Here is a 19,437-nt window from a genome sequence, read left to right as displayed (position 1 = left end):
TAGACGAATTAAAATATCTGGAGCAAGTTGGAAATCAGAACATATTGGACAGGTATTGGCTCATCGATGTGCTTACTTAAATGACTTAATTGGTAAGCAAAGAAATAGTTAAGTATAAATACTCATCGCAAAAGTGACACGCTCCCGTTTATTTGGTGTTTCTTCTGTAATTCCTAAATCCTCATCTTCAGTTCCCGGTGACAGCAGTTCTACTACTACCAGAGGACTGACATTTTCTTGCCACATCACGTAGCTGAGGCGCAATTCATCACCTCGATAAAATCTCGGAGCCCCCAAGACGACAAACCAATCAGGTCTTTTGTACCAATTGAAATGGTTAGAATCGTAGTAGAGATTGAGGTCTGTCGCTATAAATATTTGTTCTGGCTGATGGTTGGCGGGGCGGCAGGTTAGACGCAGCAGTTCGGGTTGAAAGTCGTGGAATTCGTCAGGCAAACCGGGTTCCTCCGGGTCTTCACTGGGTAAATCATACATCGTAGGGAGGACTTTTGTTTGGGAATGCTGCGAATCCGGTACGTACATCGTCATAAGATTACCCAGGCGAGACGGCTTGAGGAGATTGAAGCGATACGGCAATTGTAATATTATAGCGCGATGTAATTTCTTGCGGCAGAAATTCAGTATTTTTGGCACCGGGAATCTTAGCTAAATGGCGATCCTTGGGAACACCATGTTTAATAGTTGTTGTAGTTAGTGAGGCATCACAAAAAATATGAAAATAAAGCTATACGATCTTAAGCTAGATAGTTGATTGGACAATTTTAATTAGTAAAGGTTAGAATGTTGAGGTTATAATTCAGCTTTTAGAAACGATGATGACACGCTTAGATAAAGTACGGCAACTCCAAGAGATATTTATTGCTCGTGCGACAGGTGGCGATCCCAGTGATCGGGAATACAGTAAACTCCGTTTAGAGTTATTGAGAGATAGCGCAATCAGAGAGCGCCTTCCTCAATTTGTTAGAAATTGCGACGAACTCTCAAAATTCTGGGGTTTTATTAAAGCAAAGTTCCGTACCTACGAAGAACGAAGGATGTTTATATGGGAAGAATTTGGTTCATTGATTGCGTCTCTAGAGCAAAATATTATTGTGGCTCAACCAGCAGATGATGATATTTCCGCCATTCTTATCAATTTCGATACAGAACAGGTTCATATTGCTTGGCAAAAAGCTCTTGAACGCCGAAATCAAGATCCGGAAGCCGCGATTACTATGGCGCGTACATTAATTGAATCGGTTTGTAAACACATTTTGGATGAAGCAGGGATTCCTCATAGTGATAAAGATGATTTGCCTAAACTATATTATGAAACTGCTAAGCAACTTAATCTGGCTCCTGAACAACATCAAGAACAGGTTTTTAAACAAATTCTTGGTGGTTGCCAGAGTGTGATTCAAGGACTTGGTACTTTACGTAATCAGCTTAGTGATGCTCATGGTAAAGGGAAACAAGCTATTAAACCTTCTCCTCGACACGCTGCACTTGCTGTCAACTTGGCGGGTTCAATGGCAGCTTTTTTGGTCGCCACTTGGGAGGAGCGATTGTCGAAAGCGACCTAACAAGGCGATTGGAACGGACTGGGGAAAGCGACTGGTAAGATTACAAAGGCTAGTTGCAGTCACTCAACCAGAACTTTAGACCGTTGAAATGCTGACCTTGCAAAAGGAAACGTTAAAAACATTTCGTTTCCCTCTTTCTGTTACCACCTCGGTCTAATACTAGAATTCCGGCCTTCTCTGGGAGTTGGTGAAGGCACGCCATTCTTGAAATAACACCGAGTTCGATCGCCCTCCACTCCCGATCTCACGAAAGTAAAAGCCTGATATTGTTCATCAAACGCACATATTTGTTTGCAAAGATCCGGGTCGGGTTGGCTAATGTACATATTGCTATAATCAGCGTCGATGCTGTCAGTATTTAACTATAAATTCCACCTTGTCAATAGCCACTAACTGCGGCACAACAGTTTTAGCTTCTACACGGATTTTATTCAAAGCAGAGGCTGCACTACTACGCATATTTGGATTGCAGTCTTTCAGCAAGACAATTAGCTGCGGCAGTGCAGTTTAAGCTTTTGCACGGATTTTATTCAAAGCAGACGCTGCACTACTACGCACATTTACATGGGAGTCTTTAAGCAGGGAAATTAGCTGTGACTGTGCAGTTTTAGCTTCTGCACCGAAACTTCCCAAAGCAGAGGCTGCACTACTACGCACACTTACATCTGAGTCTTGAAGCAGGGGAATTAGCTGTGGCAGTGCAGTTTTAACTTCTGCACGCATCCTTGCCAAAGCATAGTCTGCACGGCTACGCACCTTTGCATCGGAGTCTTGAAGCAAGAGAATTAGCTGTGGCACAACAGTTTTAGCTTCTGCACCGAAACTTCCCAAACCATTGGCTGCACGGCTACGCACAGTTGCATCGGAGTCTTTCAGCAAGAGAATTAGGTGCGGCACAGCAGTTTTAGCTTCTGCACCAATCCTTCCCAAAGCATAGTCTGCACGGCTACGCACAGTTGCATCGGAGTCTTTCAGCAAGAGAATTAGCTGCGGCAGTGTAGTTTTAGCTTCTGCACGAACCGACACATCTGAGTCTTTCAAGGTTTTGACAAGGGCAGGAATAGCAGGGAGACCGATTTGTCTCCGAACCTCAGCAGCACCCTGGCGGACTGACAAATTCTGAGCCTGCAAAGCTTCCATCAAATCAGGGATGGCTGGTTCACCTATTTTTCGTAACTGCTTAATAGCTGCATCAAGTTCCGTTTCATCCTTACTCTTTAACTTCTCGTTGAGGGAGGGAATCTCTTTGGGATTAGCTGTGGGTTCGTCCCCAATTCCAGCCGCAGCATTGCGAGTCAACAGCAAAGGCGATGTGAAAGATAGAAACGAGAGGGCAATTACGGCAACTAATCTTTGTCGGTAGTGCTTCGTCATGGGCCAGAATCCTTGTGTTTGATGAGCCGTCTCAGCCATTTGAATAATTGTGTATACATTCTCATCAAACAGTTTCAGGACTCCGGGCGATCTAAATTTGTGCTTGTCTGTGGTGAAATCGATCGCCCTAAATCCCCCTTTTCTAGGGGGAATTTAAGAAGATTCTGGTTCTTCCCTCAACAAACACTTCTTTACGTGTAACTCTTGCTGGGAATTTCAATATATGAATCCGGCATTTCCTTCTGCTGGTGAATAGCAAAGAAACGGCGCTCAATTTCTTTAAGAACTGCTGCATCATAATAAATCATGCCACACTCAAGACAAATCTCTACAGGCGTGTTAGGAACTAGCAAGTATTTACCTTGATGACTGTAAAGGTAATTGATTCTACGTTCCTCATAGCGGTTGCTACCGCAGGTATTGCATCGGATTTCTCGCATGGCTCTATCCTCTAGTTCTAGGGTTAATAAAATTGGGGAAACTGGGAATATATACAGTTATAATTGCTACTTTTTCACCGCGCCAACCACAGACTATATGAATAGGAATCTCACCTGCATAACCTAATATTAGACAACTTTCACCTCGACCAGTGTTAGGATATTGCTCAAGGCTCTCTCCGTTGAGTAAAGCTTCCTCAACCTGAGTAAAGGTTAACCCATCAGCCTGACGCTCGATATCTCCATGACCTGTGTAAACATATAAATTTTGGCGAACTCTTGCTTGAATTTCCTCTACTTTCATTTATACTTAAGTTTAAGGCATAATTAGATAATCACTATTTTATCATATTTGATGATTTCAGAACCCCTTACCCTCTCAACAAGCAATCCTGTTTTAGCAGCCCAAGGATTAACTCGTCGTTTTGGTGGTTTAATTGCTGTAAACAACGTATCTTTTACCGTTCAAAAACACGAGATATTTGGATTGATCGGCCCTAACGGCGCGGGCAAGACCACTCTATTTAATGTAATGACTGGACTGATACCTGCGTCTAGTGGCAATCTGATTTATCAAAACGAAAATATTTCTCAACTGCGACCTTATCAAATTGCTAATAAAGGTATTGCCAGAACTTTTCAAAATATTCGGTTGTTTGGGGAACTTTCTGCTTTGGAAAATGTGGCGATCGCCCGACACATCCACAGTCGATCGGGCAATCCAGTTTTATCACTGCTAGCGGGCATATTTGCGTTGCCAGTGTCTAACGCAATGGAGCGCCAAACCCAGCGGAAAGCCTTAGAATTGTTGGATTTAGTCGGATTGGGCGATCGTGCGGGCGAACAAGCGAAAAACTTGCCCTACGGCGACCAGAGGCGCTTAGAAATTGCCCGCGCTTTAGCCCTAGAACCGCAAATATTGCTGTTAGATGAACCTGCTGCGGGCATGAATCCCAGTGAAAAGCACAAATTAAGCGAATTTATCCGAGAAGTACGCCAACAATTCAATTTAACTGTAATATTGATCGAGCATCATGTACCGCTAGTTATGGGGTTGTGCGATCGAATTGCCGTCTTGCATTTCGGTCAGCTTATTGCTTTGGGAGAACCTGCTGTTGTGAGGAATGACCCGGCGGTAATTGAGGCTTATTTGGGAGATGAAACGTAGAAAGTGTAAATGTTTCCCTGCTCGGGCGAGGAACGACTAAAATTAATAGTTAGCCTTAAATGAATCTTCCAGTCCTCTTAAGAGGACTTCAGCTATGAGCCAGGGGTTTCAACCCCGGGCGGACTGCTGGAAGAGAGACAGTTTTGTTATCAAGAATTAAGTCACACAAAATGCAACATAGCCCACCCAAAACCACTCAAAACATCCTCTTAGAACTCAAGAATCTTTGTGTGAATTTCGCAGGCATTCAAGCCCTGCGAAATATTAATTTAACCGTCAATGCGGGGGAGGTTGTCAGTCTCATCGGCGCTAATGGTGCGGGCAAAAGTACCACACTCAGGGCTATTTCCAAAATAGTTAATATACACCAAGGACAAATTATTTATACCGGGCGCGACATTAGCCGCCGCCAAGCTCACGAAGTTGTGAAATTGGGAATCGCCCACAGTCCAGAAGGGCGGCGGGTTTTGGCGCAGCAAACGGTGTTAACTAACTTAGAATTGGGGGCTTATATTCGATCGGACTCGGCGGCCGTAAAAGCCGATTTAGAGCGCCAATTTGAGATATTTCCACGCTTAGCAGAAAGGCGTCGCCAGCTAGCAGGAACTCTCAGCGGCGGGGAACAGCAAATGCTGGCGATCGCCCGTGCTCTGATGTCGCGCCCGAAACTGCTATTATTAGACGAACCCAGTTTAGGCTTAGCACCCGCGATCGTCAAAGAAATTTTTGTAATTATTCAAAACCTCCGCTCCACAGGCGTTACAATCCTGTTAGTGGAGCAAAACGCCAATTTAGCACTGCAAATTGCCGATCGGGGTTACGTGCTAGAGGCTGGTAATATTACTCTCACAGGTATTGGAACGGATTTGCTAAACGACGAGCGAGTCAGGAGCGCATATTTAGGTTGACTTGGTTAATTTTTGGAATCTTGACCGCTTTCTTTGAAGCCGTCAAAGACGTTTTTGGCAAACAAAACCTCAAAAAAAGTGACGAATATGTCGTCGCTTGGTCTCTCTCCTTTTTTTCAGTCATCTGTTTGCTTCCCTGGGTATTATATACAGGAATTCCGCCATTAAACTCTCAATTTTGGCTCGCCCTATTAATCGGAGGTAGCATCAACGCTGTCACAGCCCTCCTCTACATCAAAGCCATCAAACTATCAGATTTATCCCTGACACTACCGATGGTAGCTTTGACACCATTATTCATGTTGGTAACTTCACCGTTAATTGTCGGTGAATATCCCAAATTTTTTGATTATATTGGCATTTTACTAATCGTAGCCGGCTCTTATTTATTAAATATCAAAGAGAAATCTAAAGGATATTTAGCCCCATTCAAAGCACTGCTGGATGAACCAGGACCCAAGTTGATGTTAATCGTCGCAGTACTATGGAGTATTGCGGCAAATTTTGACAAAATAGGAGTTACAAATTCCCACCCTATTTTTTGGGTATTCTCTTTGTTTGGTACCATGAGTGTTTTGCTACTGCCAGTTTTATTGCACAAAACCCCAAATCCAGGGCGACAAATTTTCAAACAATTACCAATGCTAGCGGGTATGGGGTTTATCAATGCTATTGGAATAATTTTTCAAATGCAAGCTTTGACATTAGCTTTCGTAGTGCAAGTGATCGCGATTAAGCGTACTAGCGTGTTAATGGGTGTATTGTTCGGTCATTTCCTTTTTAAGGAAAAAGATATTCAACAAAGATTCTTAGGGGCCGGGATCATGATTTTGGGAGTTTTATTTATCAGTTTATAGGTTGAGATTTCGGAGACTTTGACGCTGGTTCTCTCCCCGAATATAGGGGCGGTGCCCCCGTGATCGCCTTCTCTCGGTTGGGCGGGGAGGTCTGGGTTGGAAACACGCCCTCGCCTCTATTGATGTATAAGTCATGTTATACTCAAGGCGATCGCACTTTCTCTCACTATTTATTAACATAAAAAAATTTAATGCACAAAATAGCCGCCACACCCGGAGGTTGGAACCCTCAAGCAGAAGGAGTAATTTTTATTCAGCAAACCCCAGCACCAATAGTATTTATTAGTGCTGCTGACACCGACATTCAAACTCTCGCAGCCGCTGCATCCAAAATGCCGGCAGCATTCCCCAAAGTGCGCGCAGTAAACCTGCTTCAGTTGCAGCAACAACTAACAATTGATACTTATGCCGAGGAAGTTTTAGAACGCGCCGAGGTCATAATCTTAAGACTTTTAGGAGGGCGTTCTTATTGGTCTTACGGGTTAGAAATTCTGCGGGAAACTGTGCAGAAAACTAAGGCATCACTGATTGTAATGCCGGGAGAAGACAGTCCCGATCCAGATTTAATCAGCCATTCAAATGTATCGCTATCAGCAGTCAATAAACTGTGGCGCTACTTTACAGAAGGCGGAGTCCAAAACTTTGTTAACGCCCTCAAATTTGCCGCCGATACTTGCCTGAAAACTGCTTACAATCCACCCCTACCTCAAACAGTCTCCCGCGTCGGAATTTACGATTGGAAAAAGCCAATTGACTCATCGTCATATTGCGGACACGGAGACATTACTTCTAAATCTAAAGTCGGAATTTTATTTTATCGCGCTCATTATTTATCAGGAAACTTAGCACCAATTGAGGCGCTTTGTCAAGCTCTATCTGAGCGAAACTTAGTACCAGTTCCCGTCTTTGTGTCTTCTCTGCGGGAACCTGATTTGCAAATTGAATTGCTGGAGTATTTTCAACCTAAAGAATCCGAACCAATTCAATTATTGCTCAACACCACAAGCTTTGCAGTCTCCGGTTTCAACAGTCAAGAACCCGAACAAAACAGCTTAAAATCCTTAGACGTTCCCGTATTGCAAGCAATCTTCAGCGGTGGCGGTTTGGAACAGTGGGCAACGGAACTTCAGGGACTTTCGCCCCGCGATGTAGCGATGAATGTAGCATTGCCGGAAGTAGACGGAAAAATCATTACTAGGGCTGTTTCTTTTAAAGCCGTACAGACTTGGAACAGCGAATTAGAAACAGATGTAGTGGGTTATGTCGCTGCGGGCGATCGCATTCAATTTGTAGCAGATTTAACCGCGAATTGGGTGAAAATGAAACAAACCCCAGTCGCCAACAGACGCATCGCCATAATTCTGGCAAATTACCCCACTCGCAACGCCCGCTTAGCCAACGGTGTCGGCTTAGATACGCCCGCTAGCTGTGTCGAAATCCTCAAAGCTATGCAGCAAGCTGGCTATCAAATTGAAAACATCCCCGCTAGCGGCAAGGAGTTAATTGAACTTTTGACTTCTGGCGTAACAAATGACCCGGAAGGATGCGAATTGCGGCCTGTTCATCAATCTTTGGATTTGGCAGAATATGAAGAATATTTTGCTAGTTTGCCGCAGGAAGTTCAAGATGGGATTTGTAAGAGATGGGGGCTTCCGGGAAGCTATGCACAAGATTTTATAAGTAACAATACGTCTTTTCCGATTCCGGGGATTCAGTTCGGTAATGTATTTGTAGGAATTCAACCCTCGCGGGGATATGAACTTGACCCCGCATTAAATTATCACGCCCCCGACTTAGAACCCACTCACAATTATCTAGCTTACTATTATTGGTTGCGAGAAAAGTTGGGAATTGACGCTATAATTCATGCTGGAAAACACGGCAATTTAGAATGGCTTCCCGGTAAAAGTATAGCCTTGTCTAACAAATGTTATCCAGAAGTAGCATTAGGCGCGATGCCGAATTTTTATCCGTTCATTGTCAACGATCCGGGAGAAGGTTCCCAAGCAAAAAGACGATCGCAAGCTGTGATTATCGACCACCTGACACCGCCGATGACTCGCGCCGAACTCTACGGGCCTTTGCAGCAGTTGGAAACCTTAATCGACGAGTATTGCGAAGCCCAAAGTTTAGATCCGTCCAGATTGCCCATGATTCGCGATCGCATTCTCGCCCTCACCAACAAAGAAAACTTAGATAAAGACTTAGGAATACAACTAAATAAATCGGAATTTACAGAATTTATCACCCGTACAGACGGCTATCTTTGCGAACTCAAAGAATCGCAAATTCGCGACGGATTGCACATTTTCGGTCAGTGTCCCGAAGGTAGACAGTTGAGAGATTTGATAATTGCGATCGCCCGCCATCCCACCAACGGGCGATCGGGCCTAACCCGCGCCCTAGCTGAAGACTCAGCCTACGATTTCGACCCCTTAACCTGCGATCCAACGTCGATAATTCACCACCGCACAGCAGGCGATTTAACCGCAGAACTCGAAGAAAAAGCCGCTGAATTAGTAGATAACTTAATCGAAAACATCCTAGTTAATCCGCATTCATCTGCGGTTAAAAACATCCAAGTAGGAGAAGCCACCCAACAAGAATTAGACTGGATAAACAACTATATTTTACCTGCACTCCTCCAAACAAATCAAGAAATTACCAACCTTTTGCGCGGACTAGATGGGCGGCACATACCAAGCGGCGCATCCGGCGCGCCCACTCGCGGCAGACCAGATGTATTGCCCACAGGTCGAAATTTTTACTCAGTAGATATCCGCGCCATTCCCACAGAAACGGCCTGGAGAGTTGGCAGAGTTGCTGCTGAAACTTTAATCGAAAGATACACCCAAGAAAACGGCGAATATCCGAAAACTTTGGGTTTGTCAGTGTGGGGAACATCCACCATGCGGACGGGGGGAGACGACATAGCCGAAGCCTTGGCGCTGATAGGAGTTCAACCAGTTTGGGATGGCCCTTCGCGCCGGGTTGTAGATTTTGAAATCTTGCCAGTTTCTGTTTTAGGGAGGCCGCGCGTTGATGTTACTTTGCGAATTTCTGGCTTTTTCCGCGATGCTTTTTTTAATTTAATTGATTTGTTTGACAGTGCGGTAAAAGCTGTGGCAGATTTAGACGAATCGGCAGAAGACAACCCTTTAGCAGCACAAGTTAAGGAAGAGATTCTGTATTGGGAATCTACAGGTTTGAGTCAGGAAGAGGCGCAAGGGCGATCGCAATTTCGAGTGTTTGGCTCAAAACCGGGTGCTTACGGCGCAGGACTTCAAGGCATAATTGAAGCTCAAAACTGGACAGACGACAGCGATTTAGCAAAAGCTTACATTAATTGGAGCAGTTACGCCTATACCTCCTCTAGTTCCTCAAATTTGCCGGGAGATGTAGCAGGAGTTAAACAGAGTGAATGGGGATGTTCTGCACCCGAAGCATTTGAAAAACGCCTGGGCCAAATGCAAATAGTTCTCCAAAACCAAGACAACCGGGAACACGACATCCTCGACTCCGACGATTATTATCAATTTCAAGGCGGAATGACGGCCGCCATTCGCAATTTGCAAGGCAAAAATCCTGAAACTTATTTCGGGGACAACTCAATTCCTGAGAATCCGAAAGTGCGGCAACTGCGGGAAGAAATTGCGCGGGTTTATCGCAGCAGGGCTGTGAATCCCAAATGGATAGAAGGTGCCATGCGACACGGTTATAAAGGTGCGTTTGAAATTGCAGCAACTGTTGATTTTTTGTTTGCTTACGATGCTACGGCAAATTGTGTAGAGGATTTTATGTATGAAGGAATCGCAGAGGCTTACATTTTTGATGAGAAAGTGCAGACATTTATTCAAGAAAACAATCCTTGGGCACTTCGAGATATGGCGGAAAGATTGCTAGAAGCTCGTCAGCGGGGGTTATGGCAGAGTGCGAACCAGGATACATTGGATAAATTGAGGTCGATCGCCCTGCAAGCCGAAGCAGTCATCGAATCCCATACATAAATAGGCAATTAACGTCACTATCGCCGCGGGAGACGAATGGGCAGTTTGCGGTAATATCTAGTAATATTTTGCCTACGGTGAAAGCTGTATGATTCGCCGCTACATTGCTAGCCTCAGTACCAGCATCTTAAAACGTACCTGCGCCGCTGCTGCCGTGCTCGCGCTAACAGTCGGATGTTCGTCAACGAAGCCGCCCAACACCGCAGCGGCTTCTGGTTCCATCGAATCCCCAGTCCTAGTGCAGTCGTCAACGTCTCTGTTAGCTAAAAACGACAACCAAACCCAAAAATCCCTCAGCGCTGCTTCATGCCCCCAAAACGATGGCTTCACGGAGGCAGTTAACTTTGCCACCCAAGCTTCTAATTTGGCTCAATCAGCCAATTCAAAACAAGACTGGGACGAAGTAGCCGCCCTGTGGGTGCAGGCCGTCGCCTGGATGCAAGCCGTGCCCCCCGGCAGTCCCAGACGGGCGTTTGCTGAGAAAAAAGTAATCGAGTACATGAGAAACCTAGTTTATTCCCAACAGCAAGCGGGCGCAACCCGATCGCAAGCCAGTACAGTCAGCTTCAGCAGCGATTTGCTCAACGAACAACTAGAACTTTACCTATCCTACGTTGCTGCCGTCGGGCCACCAGATGTTTTGATTGTCGGTAGTTCCCGGGCATTGCAGGGCGTAGATCCCAAACAGCTAAAACAATCTTTGGCCCAAAGGGGCCGTCCGGGCTTAAAAGTATTTAACTTTTCAGTCAACGGCGCAACTGCACAAGTAGTTGACTTTCAACTGCGGCGCCTTTTGAAGCCGGGTCATTTGCCTCAAATGATTGTCTGGGCGGATGGTGTGCGCGGATTTAACAGCGGCCGGGACGATCGCACTTTTAATTCGATCGTCGATTCTGAAGGCAGCCAACTTTTAGCAGCAGGCATTCGCCCCGAACTGGAGTTGGAGGAACCGAATGTGATTCCGCTGTGTTACAGATTCCCGCAGCCCTGCGCTAACAACACTTTCCGCAAAGCATTAGCATTTGTCGATCGACCTTTCAGGGGCGGGGAAGATGCCCAACCCACAATCAAATTCATCTCTGGTAGAACGGGCCTCTTGCCCGTTGCTGAGAATGCTGCAAGATATGAGTTAAAACCGATCGCAGCGAATGCAGCAACTCAAAAAGCACAATTGATTCCAGTCTCGCAGCGGACAAGAGTAGCCATGAGGCAAGTCAGCGAATTGGCAGATTTGATCGACTCCAACGGATTCATGGCTATGTCGGGCACTTACAACCCCAACACTTATTATCGAGAACGTGCTTACGTTTCAGGCCAGTACGATCGCGACTACGAAAACTTCAACCTCGGGGGCAAACAAGCAACAGCCTTTAATTCAGTTGTAGCATTTACCAAAGCTCGCAAAATTCCCCTAATTTTCGTCAATTTGCCCCTCACCGATGACTACTTAGATGGAACTCGCCTGTGGGCAGAACAGCAGTTCCGACAGCGAATGCAGCAACTCTCGCGGCAAAAAGGCTTTGCTTTCCGCGACTTGTCGCAGCGGTGGCCGGGTCGTAACGACTATTTTTTTGACCCCAGCCACCTCAACCACTTTGGGGCGATCGCAGTTTCTCGCCTACTCGCGGCCGATTCCAGCATTGTCTGGCCGCGGCCTAAATCCAGTCGCAGCGACGGGTGAAGGAAGTTCGGCAACGGATTCTGTAACGGATGTAACGGATGTAACGGATGTCACGAAGAAGGAAGATGTGGAAATGCAGTCATAATAATATTTCTTATTCCCGGCTTTCTTTTTACCAGGCAAATCGTGGTAATACAGATCCACAGGCTCTGCCTCGCAATGCTCAAAAATAGTTTAAAATCTAACCTGATGTCCAAAACCAATTTGTGCGACCAAACATTTTAAGATATTTCACTCAGCCTAAAATCTAACAATCAAAAATCCAAAATCGATAGATTGTGAGGTCACTCTAAAATCTAACAATCCCAAATCCCAAATCCCAAATCTAAAATTGATAGATTGTGAGTTCACTCTAAAATCTAACAATCCCAAATCCCAAATCTAAAATCGATAGGTTGTGCAACTAAAACAAGTAATTATCGCCCACAAAGCCAGAGATACCCTCAGCCAGCGGTGGGCAGAACAGTGTTCCCGCCAATTAGAAAGTCGCGGGTGTCAGGTTTTAATGGGGCCCAGTGGCCCGAAAGATAACCCGTATCCGGTTTTTTTAGCTTCTAGTAACAGCCCAATTGATTTAGCGGTAGTGCTGGGGGGCGACGGTACGGCCCTAGCTGCCGCGCGGAATTTGGCGGCTGACGGCATCCCGATTTTGGCAGCGAATGTGGGGGGACATCTGGGCTTTTTAACCGAGTCTTTTGAGGATTTCCAAAATACTGAGGAGATTTGGGACAGACTTTCGGAAGATAGGTATGCTGTGCAGAAGCGGATGATGTTGCAGGCAACAGTTTTTGAGGGAAACAGAAGCAATCTCGAACCCCAAAGCGATCGATTTTTGGCGCTAAATGAAATGTGTGTCAAACCTGCTTCAGCCGATCGAATGCCGAGCTGTATTCTAGAAATGGAAGTTGACGGCGAAGTAGTCGATCAGTATCAAGGCGACGGTTTAATTGTGGCAACTCCCACCGGTTCGACTTGCTACACCGCATCTGCCAACGGGCCGATTATGCACTCGGGAATGGAGGCGATCGCAGTTACTCCGATTTGCCCTTTGAGTTTATCCAGTCGGGCGATCGTCCTCCCGCCCGGTTCAGTCGTTAGCATTTGGCCTTTAGCAGATTACGAACTCAGTACCAAACTCTGGACAGACGGGATTTTGGGTACAGCAATTTGGCCAGGACAGCGCGTAGACGTGCGGAGGGCAGACTGCGAAGCCAAGTTTATCATTTTGCGGGAAAACTATTCTTATTTCAACACTTTGAGGGAAAAACTTCACTGGGCAGGAGCCAGAATTCGGTACAGCAACAATCACCGCAATTAATCCCAATCATCCACCGTGAAACTGCATTAACCCCTGGGACACGTAGGCGTGAAAAAACCTGTTATATCAAATCCGTTAGCATCGGAATAGTAAATTCGAGTTCACTGTTCACTGTTCACTGTCAACCGTCAACCGTCAACCGTCAACCCATAATCTCTGTACTTTGTTAAGATCGCTCAATCTCTTGACAAACAGCCTGATCTATGCAGATTTTCAAAAAATCAACCCGACCTTTCAACCCTCAAGATACATATCCCTGTCCCGTCTGTCGCACCGGTCAAATTTCTACCATGCCGATGATGGACGCCCTAGCTTGCAACTTCTGCCAGCACATTTATACCGCAAGCGTTGAAAGACAATCGCTAGAAATGGCCGATCGCCAACCGCCCGTAACTTGGCACTGGAACGGCAAACAGTGGATAGGAGCCCACCTCGAAGGCCTAGAATTCGGATGGCCCTATTTTGCAGCAGCTTTTGGTCTAATTTTCCTTCCCACTATCTTGCTGGGACTTTCAGCTTACTATTTTCCCCCGGTTCCCGGCAGCCGATTGTCCTGGCTGCCCGCAGCTTGGACAGGCTTAGCTTTTTTGTCGCATTTAGGCATCGTGCTGTGGTTGGTAGGTGAATTTTATCAATTCCCGGTGGTCACTTACTTCAGAGCTTGGGGGCGCAGGATAAGCCGGCGCTAGCTTAAATGCTGTCAAACAGACGATCGTCCGAGCGCTGCCCACCGACATCGATCCAGGTAAAATTAGAGGCGATCGCAAAATTCAATTCCCAATCAGCACTTAAGCAGCTATAATCGTTAGCTATTCTAAATAGTCAAAAGCAAACGCATTGCGATTTGTGAGGAGAGCGATGAACATACTTGGAATCTCGGCGTACTATCACGACAGCGCCGCAGCCTTAATTCGCGACGGAGAAATTATAGCAGCAGCGCAGGAAGAAAGATTTTCCCGCAAAAAGCATGACGCCAGATTCCCTAAGAATGCGATCGCTTATTGCTTGAAAGAAGCGAAAATAGATTTGCGGGAACTCGATCACATAGTCTTTTACGACAAACCTTTAGTCAAATTCGAGCGCCTTCTCGAAACCTATTTAGCCTACGCGCCCCAAGGTTTTAGCTCTTTCCTAAAAGCCATGCCGATATGGCTCAAAGAAAAGCTTTACCTCAAAACCATGCTCAAAAAAGATCTGGCAGCAATAGCAAACTGCAAAACGAATAAACTGCCATCTCTGCTATTTACCGAACACCACCAATCCCACGCAGCATCGGCATTTTTTCCCAGCCCCTTTGAAAAAGCAGCCGTTTTGTGCATCGACGGCGTGGGCGAGTGGGCCACAACATCGGTTTGGTTGGGAGACGGCAACCAACTTACACCTCAGTGGGAAATCGATTTTCCCCACTCCTTGGGTTTGCTTTATTCAGCTTTCACCTATTACACAGGCTTCAAAGTCAACTCTGGCGAATACAAACTCATGGGTTTAGCTCCTTACGGCGAACCCAAGTATGTAGACAAAATTCTCAACTATTTAATAGACCTCAAAGATGACGGAACTTTCCGTTTGGACATGGATTATTTCAACTATACTGTTGGCTTAACCATGACAAATAAGAAGTTTGACGAACTGTTTGAAGGGCCGCCGCGTCAAGCTGAAGGAAAATTGACTCAGCGAGAAATGGATATTGCCGCTTCCATTCAAGTTGTTACCGAAGAAGTTGTTTTGCGACTTTGCAGAACAGTTAAAAAAGAATTGAATGTCGATTATCTTTGTCTTGCTGGCGGCGTTGCTCTCAACTGTGTTGCCAACGGCAGACTCTTGCGGGAAGGTATTTTCAAAGATATTTGGATTCAGCCGGCAGCGGGAGATGCTGGGGGTGCTTTGGGCGCGGCTTTGGCGATTTGGTACCAGTATTGCGAACAAACTCGCACGGTGAGCGCGAACTCGACAGCAAATACTAGAGAATCCCTCAAGGCTGAACTTGTCACTACAAACGCAGCGGTTGAGGAGAGGAATGAAGTTCTCACTACCAACCAAGCGGTGGCAACTGTGGCGAAGTCTGTTGCTCATTTAACTTGTCACGACCAAATGCGGGGCTCTTATTTGGGCCCAAGGTTTACTGAGGCAGAAATTCTCGAATATTTGGATGCTGTCAAAGCCAGCTATCACCGATTGGACGATGCCGAATTAATGCCGCAGTTGGCTGAAATTTTGGAACAGGGAAATGTGGTGGGATGGTTCCAAGGGCGGATGGAATTTGGGCCGCGGGCTCTGGGCGGTCGATCGATCATTGGCGATCCCCGCAGTGCTAAAATGCAATCCGTGATGAACCTGAAAATTAAATATCGGGAATCATTTCGACCTTTTGCGCCGTCAATCTTAGCCGAACGAGTTGCGGATTATTTCGAGATTGACCATTCCAGCCCTTATATGCTATTAGTAGCACCTGTCAAAGCCAGTCTCCGCATTCCGATGACTCCCGAACAAGAGCAGTTGTTTGGCATTGAAAAGCTCAACATTCCGCGCTCAGAAATTCCGGCTGTCACCCACGTCGATTACTCGGCTCGCATCCAAACTGTTCACAAAGAAACCAATCCTCGGTACTATGACTTAATCAGCCATTTTGAAAAGCGATCGGGCTGTTCGATTGTCGTAAATACTTCTTTCAACGTGCGAGGCGAACCCATTGTTTGCACTCCCGAGGATGCTTACCGCTGTTTCATGCGAACCGAAATGGACTATCTGGTTTTGGAAAATTACTTGCTTCCCAAGTCCGAACAAATTCCTTGGAAACAAGATGATGCTTGGAAAAATGAATTTGAACTAGATTAGTTATTAATTAGTTGTTATTGGTTATTAGAAAAGTGCGAATAACCAATAACAACTAACTAATAACCAATAACGCATAACGAATAACCAATTCCCCATTCCCCATTTCTAATGAGCGACGAAATTAAAAAACTCGATAAAAAAGGCCTGCGCGATTTCGGGCTGCTAATTGGCGGGCTGATTGCAGTGCTGTTCGGGTTAGTACCTTTACTGAGGAGACATTCTATACCTTGGTTGCCCTTTTGGCTGCCCTGGGCAATCGGCGCAGTCCTAATCGTGCTAGCATTGGTTGCGCCGAAATCGCTGAATCCTGTTTATCACGGGTGGATGCGCTTTGGACTTATCCTCCACAAAATCCAAACGCCGATCGTCCTAGGGATAGTTTTTTACCTGATAATTTGGCCGATGGGAGTGCTCAAAAACATTTTCGGCGAAGATACAATGCGGCGCAAACTCAATCCTAAAATGGATACTTACCGCATCCCAAGTAAAACAAGAACAAAAATTAGTATGGAGCGTCCTTTCTAAGTGTTTGAATCAACATTAGACTTTATCAAAGATTTGTGGGCGTTTATGAGAGAACGCCAAAAGTATTGGCTGCTGCCGTTAATTGTGACTTTAGTTTTTTTGGGAGCTTTGATTGTATTGAGTCACGGTTCTGTGATTGCTCCGTTTATTTACACCTTATTTTGACAAAATGAGCAAGTTGAAAAATTTGGGTGCCAATTTGGGTTTGGCACTCAGCGGTTTATTGATGGGGGTGATAATTGGTGAAGTTGGATTGCGGGTGGCGGGGATTAAAGGCTATCCAAAAATAGGAGATTTTGGAGAGTCGGCACCGACTCGTTTCCACACTTCCGATCCGGATTTGGGCTGGAAGCTCAAACCGGGTGTGTCGGGGGATTGGAAAGAAGAAGGTGCGAGTTTTGTGCAGGTGAATAGCGAGGGTTTGCGCGATCGTGAACACACAAAAGCAAAACCTCCAAATACTTTGCGGGTGGCCGTTTTGGGCGATTCTTTCACCGAAGCAATTCACGTACCTGTCGAACAAACTTTCTGGTCTAAATTAGAACGAAAATTGGGAAATTGCGAGGCTGTAAAAGGGCGAAAAAATGTTGAGGTAATTAATTTCGGGGTGCAGGGTTACGGCACAGCTCAAGAATTAGTTATGCTGCGAAAAAAGGTGTGGGATTATAATCCAGATATTGTAGTGCTTGCCTTTTTTACGGGCAACGATATCATCAACAATTCGCCCAAATTGGAATATGACCTTTACCGACCATTTTTTGTGTATGATGCTAGCGGTAAGTTAGTACCAGATATGTCTTTTCGCAATCGGGCGCCGATCGAGCGCAACGAAAGAGCAGTTTCCTTTGTTGACAGGCTACCAACGTGGCTTGTCAACAATTCCCGGATTTTGCAGGTTGTGAAAAAAGCCGATATAGAGATGAAAAAGCGGCAGTTGTCTGAGGATTTTACGGCTTTGAGTACCAAAAATCTCAAGCCTCCAGAGGATGCAGTTTGGGAAAATGCTTGGAGGGTGACTGAGGGTTCGATCGTGACGCTGCGGAATGAAGTAGTGCAGAAAAATGCTGATTTCTTGCTGGTAGTTATTGGCGATCCGATCCAAGTCGATCGCGATCCGGCGAAGCGGAAAAACTTTATGCAGGAAAACAATATTCAGAATTTGTTTTATCCTGACCGGAGGCTGGAAAAGTTGGGCAATCGCGAGGGTTTTCGCGTATTAACTTTAGCCGAACAGTTCCAAAGTTATGCTGAAAAATATCAAGTTTGCGCCCACGGTTTTGACAATTCTGTACCCTGCGGCGCCCATTGGAACGAACTCGGACACCGCCTGGCTAGTATCAAAATCAGCCAAAATTTGTGCCAACAATTGAAGCAGTCTCAACTGCCACAGCGTTAACCGTAATTCGTCTAATTTTATGAAACATTCAACGGTACTAAAAAACGGCAAAAATCTGTTGATTTTAATCGCTGTTAATTTGGCTATCGCCTTTATTTGTCTGGAAGCTTTGTCGCTAGCTTTTTATTTTATTAACCAAAAGCAGTTTTTTTATACCCGAACAAAAGCCAAAGAAAAAGTAGTAGAAGATATTGAAAGGATCGGCATCAGACTTGATGAATCTATCGTAGAAAGACTGCACCCATTTTTTGGATATGTACTCAAACAAGGTGCTTTTACCAATGAAAAATTAAAGTTAAAAGTCAACAAACACGGCTTTTTTTCACTCTACGAATATCCGTTTGTTAAAACCAATAAAAATCAAGTGATTATCGGAGTTTTTGGCGGTTCAGTTGCGAATAACTTTGCAGTTGATGAATACGTAAGTCGCAGATTGTCTAACAAATTGAAGGCTTACCCCGAATTTGCAAACAAGGAAATTATTGTTTTAAATTTTGGCAATGGCGGCTACAAACAACCCCAACAATTATTAATTTTAAATTACTTTCTGGCTTTAGGTCAAGAATTAGATTTAGTCATTAATATTGACGGTTTTAACGAAGTAGCACTGTCAAATTTAAACAACAAAGCTCAAGTAGACATAGGAATGCCCAGCGTTCAGCACATACAGCCTCTGACTGGTTTAGCCAACAACAACTTGTCACCGGAAGCGATGAGTTCGATCGTGCAAATTAACGAAACCAAAAAACAGTTGAAAGCAGGTATCGACAAATTGCAAACTTGTCAACTTGCTTTGTGTCACGCTGTCACCTCGCTACAGGTGAAACAATTACTCAACAATTACCAGCAAGCCGTTGTCAAGTACGATAGACAAGTCAAACCATCCAACCCAGACACGGCAAATAGCGCTATAGTATACATTCCCAAAGCTGACTTTGTTTTGCAGGATGCCGCTGCTTTTGACAAAATGGCATCTCTGTGGTACGAATCGTCGATCGGGATGAATCAAATTTTATCAAGTAGAAAGATTAAGTATTTTCACTTTATCCAGCCCAACCAGTATTATCCTACTAAGCGAGCGTTTACCGCAAAAGAAAAGGAAATCGCGATTAACAAAGAGAGTCCTTACATTGAAGGGGTAAACAAAGGTTATCCGGTGCTGTTGTCAAAAGTGGATGATTTGCAAAAAGCTGGGGTTAATGTTTTTAGCGCAGTGAATATTTTAGACAATACAAAAGAGACGGTTTACAAAGATGCGTGCTGCCACTATAATTCAGTGGGAGAGGAAGTATTAGCAAACTATGTTTCCAGTTCGATTATTAAAGTAGTAAGAAAGTCGAAATAG

18 protein-coding genes are annotated in these 19,437 nt (G+C 45.1%); 13 read left to right on the top strand and 5 right to left on the bottom strand.

Translation table 11 applies throughout. The features are described from left to right. Positions 1-108: 108 nt before the first annotated feature. Positions 109-549, bottom strand: coding sequence for a Uma2 family endonuclease (locus QT994_RS22795; RefSeq protein ID WP_445243940.1), 441 nt, complete (start codon positions 547-549; stop codon positions 109-111). Between the two features lie 284 nt (positions 550-833). Here QT994_RS22795 and QT994_RS22790 point away from each other — a divergent pair, with 284 nt between their 5' ends. After that, positions 834-1,583, top strand: coding sequence for an abortive infection family protein (locus tag QT994_RS22790; protein ID WP_333178515.1), 750 nt, complete (start codon positions 834-836; stop codon positions 1,581-1,583). A 140-nt stretch (positions 1,584-1,723) separates the two neighbouring features. Here the strand turns inward: QT994_RS22790 and QT994_RS27925 are convergent, their stop codons facing one another. The 4 genes from QT994_RS27925 to QT994_RS22775 form a co-directional block, all read right to left on the bottom strand. Next, positions 1,724-1,930, bottom strand: coding sequence for a PAN domain-containing protein (locus QT994_RS27925; RefSeq protein WP_445243941.1), 207 nt, complete (start codon positions 1,928-1,930; stop codon positions 1,724-1,726). A gap of 160 nt (positions 1,931-2,090) precedes the next feature. Further along, positions 2,091-2,957 carry a HEAT repeat domain-containing protein gene (locus tag QT994_RS22785; protein WP_333178511.1) on the bottom strand — a complete coding sequence of 289 codons (867 nt, stop codon included), beginning with the start codon at positions 2,955-2,957 and terminating at the stop codon, positions 2,091-2,093. Positions 2,958-3,148: 191 nt separating this feature from the next. Then, on the bottom strand, positions 3,149-3,397 hold the full coding sequence (locus QT994_RS22780; protein ID WP_333178509.1) for a type II toxin-antitoxin system MqsA family antitoxin: 249 nt from the start codon (positions 3,395-3,397) through the stop codon (positions 3,149-3,151). Between the two features lie 4 nt (positions 3,398-3,401). After that, the gene (locus QT994_RS22775; RefSeq protein ID WP_333178507.1) at positions 3,402-3,701 is read right to left on the bottom strand and encodes a DUF4258 domain-containing protein; all 300 of its coding nucleotides are present in this window, start codon (positions 3,699-3,701) and stop codon (positions 3,402-3,404) included. A 51-nt stretch (positions 3,702-3,752) separates the two neighbouring features. Here QT994_RS22775 and QT994_RS22770 point away from each other — a divergent pair, with 51 nt between their 5' ends. The 12 genes from QT994_RS22770 to QT994_RS22715 all read left to right on the top strand — a co-directional run bounded on the left by QT994_RS22770 (position 3,753) and on the right by QT994_RS22715 (position 19,437). Next, positions 3,753-4,565 carry an ABC transporter ATP-binding protein gene (locus tag QT994_RS22770; protein WP_333178505.1) on the top strand — a complete coding sequence of 271 codons (813 nt, stop codon included), beginning with the start codon at positions 3,753-3,755 and terminating at the stop codon, positions 4,563-4,565. Positions 4,566-4,735: 170 nt separating this feature from the next. Further along, entirely contained in the window at positions 4,736-5,473 is a 738-nt protein-coding gene (locus tag QT994_RS22765; RefSeq protein ID WP_333178502.1) for an ABC transporter ATP-binding protein, read from the top strand. Next, on the top strand, positions 5,470-6,330 hold the full coding sequence (locus QT994_RS22760) for an EamA family transporter (RefSeq protein ID WP_333044837.1): 861 nt from the start codon (positions 5,470-5,472) through the stop codon (positions 6,328-6,330). Before QT994_RS22765 ends, QT994_RS22760 begins: the two co-directional genes overlap by 4 nt. A 191-nt stretch (positions 6,331-6,521) precedes the next feature. Further along, the gene (gene cobN, locus QT994_RS22755) at positions 6,522-10,337 is read left to right on the top strand and encodes a cobaltochelatase subunit CobN (RefSeq protein ID WP_333178499.1); all 3,816 of its coding nucleotides are present in this window, start codon (positions 6,522-6,524) and stop codon (positions 10,335-10,337) included. A gap of 88 nt (positions 10,338-10,425) precedes the next feature. After that, positions 10,426-12,018 (top strand): hypothetical protein, encoded by a 1,593-nt coding sequence (locus QT994_RS22750; protein ID WP_333178496.1) that lies wholly within the window; start codon positions 10,426-10,428, stop codon positions 12,016-12,018. Positions 12,019-12,415: 397 nt separating this feature from the next. Continuing rightward, positions 12,416-13,336, top strand: coding sequence for an NAD(+) kinase (locus QT994_RS22745; protein ID WP_333149145.1), 921 nt, complete (start codon positions 12,416-12,418; stop codon positions 13,334-13,336). 203 nt (positions 13,337-13,539) lie between these two features. Beyond that, the gene (locus tag QT994_RS22740) at positions 13,540-14,025 is read left to right on the top strand and encodes a hypothetical protein (RefSeq protein WP_333178494.1); all 486 of its coding nucleotides are present in this window, start codon (positions 13,540-13,542) and stop codon (positions 14,023-14,025) included. A gap of 169 nt (positions 14,026-14,194) precedes the next feature. Beyond that, entirely contained in the window at positions 14,195-16,171 is a 1,977-nt protein-coding gene (locus QT994_RS22735) for a carbamoyltransferase (protein ID WP_333178491.1), read from the top strand. 108 nt (positions 16,172-16,279) lie between these two features. Next, positions 16,280-16,696 carry an SxtJ family membrane protein gene (locus QT994_RS22730; RefSeq protein ID WP_333178488.1) on the top strand — a complete coding sequence of 139 codons (417 nt, stop codon included), beginning with the start codon at positions 16,280-16,282 and terminating at the stop codon, positions 16,694-16,696. After that, the gene (locus tag QT994_RS22725; protein WP_333044816.1) at positions 16,697-16,861 is read left to right on the top strand and encodes a DUF5989 family protein; all 165 of its coding nucleotides are present in this window, start codon (positions 16,697-16,699) and stop codon (positions 16,859-16,861) included. It abuts the gene before it with no gap. 4 nt (positions 16,862-16,865) lie between these two features. Continuing rightward, positions 16,866-18,092 carry an SGNH/GDSL hydrolase family protein gene (locus QT994_RS22720; RefSeq protein WP_333178485.1) on the top strand — a complete coding sequence of 409 codons (1,227 nt, stop codon included), beginning with the start codon at positions 16,866-16,868 and terminating at the stop codon, positions 18,090-18,092. A gap of 19 nt (positions 18,093-18,111) precedes the next feature. Continuing rightward, positions 18,112-19,437, top strand: a complete 1,326-nt coding sequence (locus tag QT994_RS22715) for a hypothetical protein (protein WP_333178482.1) — start codon at positions 18,112-18,114, stop codon at positions 19,435-19,437.

It is taken from the genome of Microcoleus sp. S13_B4 (genome assembly GCF_036700885.1).
Lineage (GTDB): Bacteria > Cyanobacteriota > Cyanobacteriia > Cyanobacteriales > Microcoleaceae > Microcoleus.
Note: the sequence above shows the minus strand (reverse complement) of the source record. Positions and strands in the feature narration are given on the sequence as shown.